The sequence below is a fragment of the Nocardia nova genome, from assembly GCF_002933465.1.
Taxonomy (GTDB): Bacteria; Actinomycetota; Actinomycetes; order Mycobacteriales; family Mycobacteriaceae; genus Nocardia; species Nocardia nova_B.
The window spans coordinates 58,641-70,286 of record NZ_PSZE01000034.1; the positions used below are offsets into that span (position 1 = coordinate 58,641).

The 11,646-nt window shown below is 68.2% G+C and carries 8 protein-coding genes and 1 pseudogene; 2 read left to right on the forward strand and 7 right to left on the reverse strand.

Annotation, left to right across the window (positions count from 1 at the left end; genetic code table 11):
• Positions 1-37: 37 nt before the first annotated feature.
• The 3 genes from C5E41_RS28870 to C5E41_RS28880 all read right to left on the reverse strand — a co-directional run bounded on the left by C5E41_RS28870 (position 38) and on the right by C5E41_RS28880 (position 4,966).
• Positions 38-1,402, reverse strand: a complete 1,365-nt coding sequence (locus C5E41_RS28870) for an NCS2 family permease (RefSeq protein ID WP_104378874.1) — start codon at positions 1,400-1,402, stop codon at positions 38-40.
• Positions 1,403-1,537: 135 nt separating this feature from the next.
• Positions 1,538-4,123 (reverse strand): alpha-glucan family phosphorylase, encoded by a 2,586-nt coding sequence (glgP, locus tag C5E41_RS28875; RefSeq protein WP_104378875.1) that lies wholly within the window; start codon positions 4,121-4,123, stop codon positions 1,538-1,540.
• A gap of 81 nt (positions 4,124-4,204) precedes the next feature.
• A complete protein-coding gene (locus tag C5E41_RS28880; protein ID WP_104378876.1) occupies positions 4,205-4,966 on the reverse strand; it encodes a dienelactone hydrolase family protein in 762 nt (253 codons plus the stop codon).
• Between the two features lie 189 nt (positions 4,967-5,155).
• Here C5E41_RS28880 and C5E41_RS28885 point away from each other — a divergent pair, with 189 nt between their 5' ends.
• The gene (locus C5E41_RS28885; protein ID WP_104378877.1) at positions 5,156-7,159 is read left to right on the forward strand and encodes an alpha-1,4-glucan--maltose-1-phosphate maltosyltransferase; all 2,004 of its coding nucleotides are present in this window, start codon (positions 5,156-5,158) and stop codon (positions 7,157-7,159) included.
• Positions 7,160-7,193: 34 nt separating this feature from the next.
• The gene (glgB, locus tag C5E41_RS28890) at positions 7,194-9,380 is read left to right on the forward strand and encodes a 1,4-alpha-glucan branching protein GlgB (RefSeq protein ID WP_104378878.1); all 2,187 of its coding nucleotides are present in this window, start codon (positions 7,194-7,196) and stop codon (positions 9,378-9,380) included.
• A gap of 238 nt (positions 9,381-9,618) precedes the next feature.
• On the opposite strand, the gene C5E41_RS28895 is transcribed toward glgB, so the two are convergent.
• The 4 genes and pseudogenes from C5E41_RS28895 to C5E41_RS28910 all read right to left on the reverse strand — a co-directional run.
• Positions 9,619-9,987, reverse strand: coding sequence for an SSI family serine proteinase inhibitor (locus C5E41_RS28895; RefSeq protein ID WP_146097725.1), 369 nt, complete (start codon positions 9,985-9,987; stop codon positions 9,619-9,621).
• Positions 9,988-10,090: 103 nt separating this feature from the next.
• On the reverse strand, positions 10,091-10,939 hold the full coding sequence (locus C5E41_RS28900; RefSeq protein ID WP_104378880.1) for a tetratricopeptide repeat protein: 849 nt from the start codon (positions 10,937-10,939) through the stop codon (positions 10,091-10,093).
• A gap of 61 nt (positions 10,940-11,000) precedes the next feature.
• A complete protein-coding gene (locus C5E41_RS28905) occupies positions 11,001-11,354 on the reverse strand; it encodes a DUF3817 domain-containing protein (protein ID WP_104378893.1) in 354 nt (117 codons plus the stop codon).
• Positions 11,355-11,422: 68 nt separating this feature from the next.
• Positions 11,423-11,646: pseudogene (locus C5E41_RS28910) on the reverse strand (acetyl-CoA C-acyltransferase); the annotation flags it as partial.

An 11,646-nucleotide genomic window follows, 5' to 3' on the forward strand; every position in this document is an offset into this window, starting at 1 on the left:
AATCTCCGCCGAACTCATCGGCGGCCGCCGGGTCGGTCTAATCGGCGAGGAAGAAGAAGTACGCGAGGAAGACCGCCATCAGCACCCACATGACCGGGTGCACCTCCCGCCCCCGCCGCCGCGCGACCATGACGACGGGATAGAAGGTCAGCCCCATCGCGATTCCGTTGGCGATCGAGTAGGTCAGCGGCATCATGATCACGGTGATGAACGCCGGAATCGCGAACTCTAGCTTGCTCCAATCGATGTCGCCGAGCGCCCGCGACATCAGCACACCCACCACGATCAGCGCCGGCGCCGTCACGGCGGGAACGTCGGCCACCACCGCGAAGACCGGAAAGAAGAACATCGCGGCCAGGAACCACCCCGCGGTCGACACCGCGGTGAGCCCGGTTCGCCCGCCCGCACTGACACCGGCCGTGGATTCGACATAGGCGGTGGTCGTCGAGGTGCCGATGATCGCGCCCGCGGCGGTACCGATCGAATCGGCGGCCAGCGCCTGTGCGGCACGCGGCAGCTTCCCGTCGGGCCCGAGCAGCCCGGCCTGGTTGGCGATTCCGATCAGGGTGCCCGAGGCGTCGAAGAAGTCGACGAACAGCATGGTCAGCACGACGATCGCCATCTGGCCGGTGAAGGCGTGCGGCAGATTCACGATGGCCTGGCCGAAGGTCTGGTCCAGCCCGTGCGGCAGCGCCACCACCTGATGCGGCAGATGCACCAGGCCGCTGACGATGCCGACGACGGTCGTGCAGACGATGCCGTACAGCACGGCGCCGTGCCAGCCCAGTACCAGGAACACTACCGTTACCAGCAGCCCGAACAAAGCCAGCAGCGTGGTCCCCTTGGTGAAATCACCCAGGTGCACGAAGGTCGCCGGATCCGAGACCACGATCCCGGCGTTCTTGAGGCCGAGGAAGGCGACGAACATACCGATTCCCGCGCCGACGGCCAGTTTCAGCTGCAGCGGAATCGCATCGATGATCTTCTCGCGGATCTTGGTCACCGCGAGGATGAAGAAGATGATGCCCGACAGCAGCGTGCCCGACAGCGCAACCTGCCAGTCGATCCCCATCCCCAGCACGACCGAATACGCGAAGAAGGCGTTGAGCCCCATCCCGGGCGCGAGCGCGATCGGGTAGCGCGCCCACACCCCCATCACGAGCGTGCCCACCACCGCGGCCACCGCGGTCGCGGTGAACACCGCCTGGGTCGGAATGCCGCGCGATCCGAGTTGACCGTGGTCGCCGAGGACCGCCGGGTTGACCGCGAGCACGTAGGACATCGCCAGGAAGGTGACGGTGCCCGCCATGAGCTCGCGCTTCATGGTCGATCCGAGCCTCGCGATCCCGAAATAGGAATCGAGGCGTCCCTTGGACCGTGCCAGGACGTCGACACTGCTCATCTACTGCTCTCCACCCTCGCCCCGGACCGATCGGACTGCGCCGAGGGCACCGTATCGGTCCCGGACCGCTCGATGCCATTCGGATCGGCGAACATGGGGCAGATCACTCCCCGATATCCCCGCTGACCAGACGCTCTACGGCCGCGCCGCGGCCACCAATCCAAGTTCCGCGGGGCTCGACAGCAAATGATGTCTGGGCAACACGCGGACGGTATATCCGACGGCACCGGAATGCGGCACCGGCGTGGTGACCGCGAACTGCTCGGTGCCGGCATCCGTGCGTATGTGGTCCATGTCGACGACCTCGGTATCGGTCAGCTCGTCGTCGGAACCGACCCGGCCCAGTACGGCCTGCACCACCACGTCGCCGACGGACAGCCCGGCGAGATCGATGCGGGCCCACAGCGACAGTTCCGCCCCGATCACCGGAATGTCGGGCAGGCCGGAGCTGTCGACCTGAAGGACTTTCACCTGCGACCACGCCCCCTCGAGGCGGCGGCGGTATTCGGCCAGCTCCCGCGCCCCGGCGAAGTCGTCGGCCGCGATCGCACCATACGAACCGGCGGCCGGGAGATAGTAGCCGGTGGTGTAGTCGCGGACCATGCGCGAGGCGAGCACCTTCGGGCCGAGGGTGCGCAGCGTGTGGCGCACCATTTCCATCCAGCGCACCGGCAGGCCGGATTCGTCGCGCTCGTAGAACCGCGGCAGCACCGAGCGCTGCAGCATCTCGTACAGCGCGGCCGCCTCCAGATCGTCGCGCCGATGTTCGTCGCGGACGCCGTCGGCGGTCGGGATGGCCCAACCGTTGTCGCCGTCGTACATCTCGTCCCACCAGCCGTCGCGGATGGAGAGATTGAGGCCGCCGTTGAGCGCGGCCTTCATCCCCGAGGTCCCACAGGCTTCGAGCGGACGGAGCGGATTGTTCAACCACACATCGCAACCCCAGTACAGGTAGCGGGCCATCGACATGTCGTAATCGGGCAGGAACACGATGCGGTGGCGCACCGCCGGGTCGTCGGCGAACCGCACCACCTGCTGGATCAGCGCCTTACCCCCGTCGTCGGCGGGATGGCTCTTTCCCGCGACCACCAGCTGCAGCGGCCGCTCCGGATCGAGCAACAACGCGCGCAGCCGGTCCGGATCGCGCAGCATCAGCGTGAGCCGCTTGTAGGTGGGCACCCGCCGGGCGAATCCGACGGTCAGCACCCCGGGATCGAAAACCTCGTCCACCCAGCCCAATTCGGCCGGGGCCGCGCCGCGTTCGAGCCAGGATTCCCGCAGCCGGCGACGTACCTCGGCGACCAGCACCGCACGCAGCGTCGCCCGGGTCTCCCACAGCTCGTGCAGATCCACGAACCGCAACTGTTCCCAGCCGCGTGCCTCGGCCACGAGCTCGGGCCCGACCACCTCACGAGCCTTCTCGAGCCATTCGCGAGCGGCCCAGGTCGGGGCGTGCACACCGTTGGTCACCGAACCGATCGGCACCTCGGCCGCGTCGAATCCGGGCCACAGCGGCGCGAACATGTCGCGGCTGACCTCGCCGTGCAAACGCGAAACACCGTTGGCGCGCTGGGCGAGTCGTAAACCGAGGTGGGCCATGTTGAATACCGAAGGATCGGCCTCACGTCCCAGCGCCAGGATCCGGTCCACCGAAATTCCCGGCAGCAGCGGCGATTCCCGTTCCCCGTGGGCGCCGCCGAAGTAGCGCCGGACCAGCCCGGCGGCGAAGCGGTCGATGCCGGCGGGCACCGGAGTATGCGTGGTGAAGACGGTCGCGGCGCGCACCGCGGCGAGCGCGGAGTCGAAATCCATTCCGCCCGCGAGGTATTCGCGGATCCGCTCGATCCCCAGAAATCCCGCGTGGCCCTCGTTCATATGCCATACGTCCGGATCCGGCAGACCGCGAGCCCGGGTGTAGGCACGGACCGCGCGCACGCCGCCGATGCCGGCCAAGATCTCCTGTTTGATGCGATGGTCCTGATCGCCGCCGTAGAGCCGATCGGTCACCGCCCGCAGTTCCGGATCGTTGTCGCTGATATCGGAATCGATCAGCAGCAACGGAATTCGCCCCACCTGCGCGATCCACACCCGGGCCCGCAGCACCCGGCTCTCGGGCATGGGCACGTGGACGAGCACCGGGGCGCCCTCCTCGGCCAGCAGCCGCAGCGGCAGACCTTGCGGATCGAGGTCGGGATAGCGCTCGGCCTGCCAGCCGTCGGCGGTGAGCGACTGCCGGAAATAGCCGGACCGATACAGCAGTCCGACGCCGATCAGCGGCAATCCCAGATCCGAGGCGGCCTTGAGATGGTCACCGGCCAGAATCCCCAGCCCGCCCGAGTAATTCGGCAGCACCTCGGTCACACCGAATTCCATGGAGAAGTAGGCGATACCGCGCGGCGCCGGGGTTTCCGGCTGCGCGGCGATATGTTCGGCGAACCAGCGAGGTCTGGTCAGATAGACCCGCAGATCGGCCTCGGCGGCGTCGACGGCCGCCTGATAATCGGGGTCCGCGGCCCACTCGTCGAGCCGGTCCGCGTCCACCTCGCCGAGCATCCGCACCGGATCGCGGCCGACCCGCACCCACAACTCGGGATCCAGCTGCGCGAACACATCCTGAGTGGGCCCGTGCCACGACCACCGCAGATTGGCGGCCAGCTCACCGAGGGCGGCCAGCCGCTGCGGCAGATGGGCACGGACAGTGAAACGACGCAATGCCTTCACCGGGTAGACCCTACACGGCGGCACCGGGCCGCACCCCGCACGCCGAGGCCTGGCCAGCGCGCTGACCTGCTGCGAAAGATGCTATCCCCGCAGCGTCCGAGCGAGCAGCGCCAGCAGTTCGCGCCGGTGCCGCTCATCGGCTTCACGGTCGTAGGCCGCGGTGTCGGCCTGGGTGTAACCGTGGTGTGCGCCGGGGTAGACCTCGGTGCGGTAGCGCACTCCGGCCGCGGCCAGCGCCTTGTCGAACGTCTCGATCTGGTCGGGCGGCAGCGAGTGATCCTGGTCGGCGTGGCCGAAATACATTTCCGCCGTGGCGGTCTCGACCGCCAGATGCGGGCTGTCGGGGCCGTCGACGGCCAATCCCCCGGTGTGGAATCCGGCCGCGGCCGCGATCCGGTCACCGAACGCGCTGGCCGTGTACACCGCCAACCGGCCGCCCATGCAGTAGCCGGCGGCGGCGATCGGCCCGTCGGCCGTGTGCTCGAACGCCGTGAGCCAGTCCAGGTAGGCACCGGCGTCACGGACCACGAGATCGCGGGTGAGCTCCCGCAGCATCGGGACGATCGTGGCCAACAGGTCCGGACGCTGCTGCGGGTCGATGAAATCCGGCAACTCGACCAGCGGCGCCCGGCCGTGCCGGTAGAAGACGTTGGGGACCAGCACGGTGTATCCGGCCGCGGCGACATCGTCGGCTAGGGCGCGCAGGCTCGGACGCAGTCCGAACGCGTCCATGTACAGCAACACACCGGGGTATTTCCCGCCCGCCGCGGGATAGGTGACGTACGCGTCGGCGTCACCGTCGGGCGTCGCGATCTCCACGGTCTGCCCCTGCACTCTTGTCATGCGCAATTTCCTTTCTCTCGGCTCTCTCGGCGAAGTCGTTCGTGCCGGCCGTCCGCACCGCACCGGCGTCCACCAGAAACGGAACCAACGCCCCGGAAAGTCTGCCACGGGCACCTGCGGGCCGCAATTGTCCAGGCCCACGTCGCGCGTGTTCGTGATCGCCCCCGCACTACCGGTACGGTTGGTGCCGTGACCGGTCGCATCGCCATCGATGACACCGCCCCGGCCGTCGCGGGCGGATATCCGGCCAAGGCCGTGGTCGGCGAGGTGGTCCCGGTGCGAGCCGTGGTGTGGCGCGAAGGCCACGACGCGGTGGGGGCCACCCTGGCCGTGCGCGGACCGGGCGGCGGCCGCACCCAGCGGATCCGGATGGCGCCCGAGTTCGAACCCGATGTCTTCAACGCCGTCTTCACCCCGAATACCCCGGGGCTGTGGACCTTTCGCGTCGAAGGCTGGGGCGATCCGATCACCGGATGGCGTGCCGCGGTCGAGGCGAAACTCGCTGTCGGCCAGAGCGCGGCGGATCTGGCCAACGATCTCGAGATCGGCGCCCGGCTGTTCGAACGTGCGGCCCAGGCGGTGCCGAAACGCCAGTGGGAGAAGTTGCGTGCCGCCGCGGCCGCGCTGCGCAGCGATGCGCAACTGCCGGCGCGGGTGGCGCCCGCCTTCAGCGCCGAGGTGGCCGAAATTCTGCACGAGACACCGCTGCGCGATCTGGTGACACGCGGTCCGGCCCACACCGTGCTGGTCGAGCGGCGGCGAGCGCTGGTCGGCTCGTGGTACGAATTCTTCCCCCGCTCCACCGGCGGCTGGGACGCCGACGGAAATCCGGTGCACGGCACCTTCGCCACCGCGACGAAAGAACTGGCACGCATCGCGGCCATGGGTTTCGATGTCGTCTACCTGCCGCCGATCCACCCGATCGGAACAGTGAATCGCAAGGGCCCCAACAACTCTCTGACGTGCGGTCCCGATGATTTCGGCTCCCCCTGGGCGATCGGATCGGCGGACGGCGGCCACGACGCCGTCCATCCGCTCCTCGGGAGCGAGGCGGATTTCGCCGAATTCGTCCGTGCCGCAGGCGCACTCGGTCTCGAGGTGGCGCTGGATCTGGCGCTGCAGTGCGCGCCCGACCACCCGTGGGTGCGCAGCCACCCGGAATGGTTCACCACCCTGCCCGACGGCACCATCGCGTTCGCGGAAAATCCGCCGAAGAAATATCAGGACATCTACCCGCTGGATTTCGACAACGATCCGGACGGGCTCTACGCCGCCGTCCTGGCTGTCGTGCGGCACTGGATCGCCTTGGGAGTCACCATCTTCCGGGTCGACAATCCGCACACCAAACCGGCCGACTTCTGGGAATGGCTGATCGCGCAGGTGCGCCGGACCGATCCCGACGTGATCTTCCTGTCCGAGGCATTCACCCGCCCGGCCCGGCTCTACGGCCTGGCGCGGCGCGGATTCTCTCAGTCCTATACCTATTTCACCTGGCGCACCGGCGCCTACGAGCTGGCCGAATTCGGCCGCGAACTTGCCGCCAAGGCCGACGAGGCCCGGCCCAATCTGTTCGTCAACACTCCCGACATCCTGCACGAGAGCCTCCAACACGGCGGTCCGGGCATGTTCGGCGTGCGCGCCGCGCTGGCGGCGACGCTGGGCCCGAGCTGGGGTGTGTATTCCGGCTTCGAACTTTTCGAGCACCAGGCGGTACGTCCGGGCAGCGAGGAATACCTCGATTCCGAGAAGTACCAGCTGCGTCCGCGACGCTTCGCCGAGGCCGCGGCACGGGGGGAGTCGCTGGAACCGTTGATCACCCGGTTGAACGAGATTCGCCGAGCCCATCCCGCGCTACAACAACTGCGCTGCATCGCCTTTCACCATATCGACAACGAGGCGCTGCTGGCGTATTCGAAGGTCGATCCGAGTTCCGGAGACGCGGTGCTGGTCGTGGTCAACCTCAACCCGTTCGGCGCCGAGGACGGGATGATCTCGCTCGACATGCCGGCCATCGGACGGGAATGGCACGACCGTCCGACGGTCCACGACGAGATCAGCGGCGAGGAATACCACTGGGCACAAACCAATTACGTGCGGCTGGACCCCGTGCGCGCGCCCGCTCACATCCTCTCTCTCCCGGCCGTCTCCGCGGCCGCGCGCACCGAATTGGCCTACCGCAGGACCTTCCGGTGACCGCACGCCGGATCACGGCACGGCGGCCGCGCCGATGAATCGGCGCGATCTGATGTTGCTGGCCGCCGGTACCCACACCGACCCGCACACGGTCCTCGGCGCGCATCCGCATCCGCACGGTACGGTGATCAGAGCCCTTCGCCCCCATGCCAATTCGGTGTCGGTACGCATCGGCGGCGCCGACCATCCGCTGCACCACATCGGCCACGGCGTCTTCGAAGGCGTGGTCGAATTTCCGGATCTGTGGGACTACCGCCTGATCGTGTCGTATCCAGGCAGCCGGACCGTGCTCACCGCCGACGGATACCGCTTCCTGCCGACCGTCGGAGAACTCGATCTGCACCTGCTCGGTGAGGGACGGCATGGGCGGCTCTGGGAGGTACTCGGCGCCCATCCCCGCCGCTACACCACTCTCGACGGCGAGGTGACCGGCACGTCGTTCGCGGTATGGGCGCCGAACGCGCGCGGTGTGACCGTCTTCGGCGATTTCGACAGCTGGGGTGGAACGAGTACACCGATGCGCCGACTCGGATCGTCCGGTGTGTGGGAGGTGTTCGTACCCGGCGTCGCGGCGGGCACGCGCTACAAATACCGCGTCCACGGCGCTGACGGACGGATCACCGACCACGCCGATCCCCTGGCCTTCGCCGCCGAAACCCCGCCTGCGACCGCGTCGGTCGTCGCCGAGGCCGGCTACCGGTGGACCGATCAGGACTGGTGCGCCGCCCGTGCCCGGCGCGACCCCACCCGCGAGCCGATGAGCGTCTACGAGATTCATCTCGGCTCGTGGCGGCCCGGGCTGGACTATCGCACCGCCGCCGAACAGCTCGCGGAATACGTTCGGGCCCAGGGATTCACTCACGTCGAACTGCTGCCCGTAGCGGAACATCCCTTCGGCGGCTCCTGGGGTTATCAGGTCACCTCCTACTACGCACCGACCGCCCGCTTCGGCTCCCCCGACGATTTCCGTGCCTTCGTCGACCACCTGCACGCCCACGGGATCGGCGTCATCCTCGACTGGGTGCCCGGCCATTTCCCGCGCGACGAATGGGCCCTGGCTCGCTTCGACGGCACTGCCCTCTACGAGCATCCCGATCCTCGCCGTGGCGAGCAATTGGAATGGGGCACTTACATTTTCGACTACGGCCGCAACGAGGTGCGCAACTTCCTGGTCGCCAACGCGCGATTCTGGCTCGAGGAGTTCCATATCGACGGGCTGCGCGTCGACGCCGTCGCCTCGATGCTGTACCTGGACTATTCGCGTCCGCCCGGCGGCTGGGAGCCCAATGTGCACGGCGGACGGGAGTATCTGGAGGCCGTCGCCTTCCTGCGCGAGCTGAACGCCGTCGTCCACGCCGAGCATCCCGGCGTGGTGACCATCGCCGAGGAATCCACCACCTGGCCGGGGGTCACCCGGTCCACGGAAGTCGGTGGGCTCGGCTTCACCCTGAAATGGAATATGGGCTGGATGCACGACACCCTCGGCTACTTCGGGCGCGAGCAGGTGCATCGCAGCTGGCACCACAACGAGATCACGTTCTCGGCGGTCTACGCGTGGAGTGAGAACTATCTGCTGCCGATCAGCCATGACGAGGTGGTGCACGGCAAGGGCACGTTGTGGACCCGCATGCCCGGCGACGACTACGCCAAGGCCTGCGGCGTTCGCGCGTTGCTGGCCTATATGTGGGCGCACCCGGGCAAACAGCTGCTGTTCATGGGCCAGGAATTCGGCCAGTTCCGGGAGTGGTCACACGATCGCGGACTGGACTGGGAGGAACTCGCCAATCCCCTGCACGACGGTATCCGCGCCCTCGTCGCCGATCTCAACACCGTCTACCGCGCCCACCCCGCGCTGTGGACGCAGGACACCGCGCCAGGTGGCTACGCCTGGATCGAGGCCGACGACCACGTGCACAACCTGCTCGCCTTCCTGCGCTACGGCACCGACGGCTCGATCGTGGCCTGCGTCTTCAATTTCTCCGGCGTGGAACACCGCGACTACCGCATCGGCCTGCCGGCCTCCGGCACCTGGCGGGAAATCCTCAACACCGACGCCACCTCGTACGGCGGCAGCGGCACCGGCAACCTCGGCGCGGTATCGGCATCCGCCTGCCCCTGGCACGGCCGGCCCTATTCGGCGGAGGTCACCCTCGCCCCCAACAGCGCCATCTGGCTGACCCCCGCTCACCACCGCAGCATCGGCAACGGCCGCAACGGATGACGCAGTGCCCACCGTGTTGCGTTCGCGGCCAGAAAGCGGTGAAACCGTGATGTGGCAACGCGGCGACCACGGCCCGCACCTCGCCCCGCGGCAGACCGCCGCGCAACAAGCCGCCGCTGACGTCGATACGGCCCGCGATCCGGAAGGTTTCGGCGATCGGATCGTGCACCGCGCGCACGCGGTGATGGTCGAAGACCGCGGTGGCGATCGGATGGTCGGTGCGCCTTGTCATCCAGGCTCAGAACTTCCAGGGCGCCGGCAGGTCCGGGACCACACACCCATAGGTGTGCTCGATCGACACCGGGGTGCCGCGAACCGTACCGTGCGCACGCAACTCCACCGGGTAGTACCGGAAACAGCGAACTGCGGAATCCGAATCGGGTAACGCCAGTTCGGCATCGGCCAGATACGCGCACGCCGCAGCTGCGCCGGGATGTGAGCCGCCGATCGGATCGCAGGTCAACGTGACGGTGCGGGGCGAGCGGTCGGGTTCGGTGCGGGTGAGGATCAACTGGGTGGCCGCGTCGTGGGCCGCGGCGCTGCTCGCCGGCATCAGCACCGCCACGGCGCATGCGGCGCCGATCAGACCACGCAGCGTCGCCGTCACATCGGCCTCCCGTCCCCGCGCCGACGGCGGATTCCGTCGGCGCCTGCGCCGATTATCGGTCGTCACGGCCGATCGGTCGACCACCGCGGCGACCGGGCGTGCCTCAGTAGAGTGCTGTCGCCAGCTTGCGCCGGGCCGCGACCACCACCGGATCGGCGGTGTCGAACAGCTCGAACAGTTCGACCAGCCGGGTGCGCACGCGATTGCGGTCGTCGCCCGCGGTCCGCTTGATCAACCCGATCAGCCGATCGAAAGCGGCCTCGGGCTGCTGATTGAACAGTTCGGCATCGGCGGCGATGAAGGCGGCGTCGATATTGCCGGGATCGGCGTCGGCCACCGCGATCGCATCGGCCGGCAGCTCGCGCGCGCGGCCGAAGAACCGCACCTGGCGCAACGCCGCCTTGGCCTCCTCGTTGGCGGGTTCGGCGGCCAGAATCGCCTCGTAGGCTGCTTCGGCCCCGGCGATGTCACCGCGATCGAGCGCCTCTTCGGCGGCCACGAACCGCGGATCCTCGGGCGCGGCCGCCTGGCCTTGATCGTCACCGGCGCCGGGGAGTTTGCCCCGCACCGCGTCGACGACCGCGGCCAGCCACTGCTTGACCTGTCCCTCGGGCTGCGAGCCCTGGAAATCGGCCAGCGGCTGCCCGGCGGCCACCGCGATCACGGTCGGAATGCCCTGGACCCCGAAGGCTTGCGCGATCCGCATATTCGGCTCGGCCTCGATGGTGGCCAGCTCCCAGCTGCCCTCGGCGCTGCCGACCAGCCGCTCGAAGAGCTTGACCAGTTCGACACTTCCCGGGCTGCGCTGCGAATACAGGACGACGACAACCGGCACCTCGAGCGATCGCCGCAGCACCTTGGTCTCGAAATCGGCCTCGGTGACGGCGTGATCGCCCGGGACGTCCGTGGCGGCCGGCTGTTTCAGAGCTGATAGATCCACCGCGCCGGACATGGCAGCGGCAACGGCGGGCGAGGGACGACGTGCAGCAGGTCGAGTCACAACATCCAGTTTGTCACGACACCGCGGGCGCCGGGCCCGCGGCAGGGCTCAGCTCTCCCAATTGTCCGGTCCGAATCGCCCAGCGCTCGAACCACACCGAGGTGAACGGCACCACCGTCGAGAGCAGACCCAGCAGGATCGTCTTACCGGGCCATTCGTATTCGCGCCAGGCAAGCAGCAGGCTCACCGCGTACAGCAGGAAGATGATGCCGTGCAGCATGCCGAACACCATCACCGGCCAGGTGATGGGTTCGGGCAGCCGCTTGAGCACGGAACCGAGCAGCAACAGCGCCCACGACGGCGCTTCCAGCAGTCCGAACAGACGCACCCGCTTGGCCACGGTGCTCACGTCGAAGAATTCGCCCATGGCCACCATTGTGCCCAACGACTACGCAGCGTCGTAGTAGGTGTGGGTCATGCCACAGCGAATCGGTGTCAGACGCGGACGATGAGGGCGTCGCCCTGGCCGCCGCCACCGCACAGCGCCGCCGCACCCACACCGCCGCCGCGGCGCTTCAACTCCAGCGCCAGATGCAACACGATCCGCGCGCCCGACATGCCCAGCGGGTGACCGATCGCGATCGCACCACCGTTGACGTTCACCTTGTCCGGATCGATCCCCAGCTTGCGGGTCGAGGCGATACCGACCGCCGCGAACG

What these genes read in the sequence shown, in the direction of transcription:
- C5E41_RS28880 (WP_104378876.1), bottom strand. Translation starts at nt 4,966, where the DNA reads ATGACAAGAGTGCAGGGGCAGACCGTGGAGATCGCGACGCCCGACGGT.
- glgB (WP_104378878.1), top strand. Translation starts at nt 7,194, where the DNA reads ATGAATCGGCGCGATCTGATGTTGCTGGCCGCCGGTACCCACACCGAC.
- C5E41_RS28905 (WP_104378893.1), bottom strand. Translation starts at nt 11,354, where the DNA reads ATGGGCGAATTCTTCGACGTGAGCACCGTGGCCAAGCGGGTGCGTCTG.
- C5E41_RS28900 (WP_104378880.1), bottom strand. Translation starts at nt 10,939, where the DNA reads ATGTCCGGCGCGGTGGATCTATCAGCTCTGAAACAGCCGGCCGCCACG.
- C5E41_RS28870 (WP_104378874.1), bottom strand. Translation starts at nt 1,402, where the DNA reads ATGAGCAGTGTCGACGTCCTGGCACGGTCCAAGGGACGCCTCGATTCC.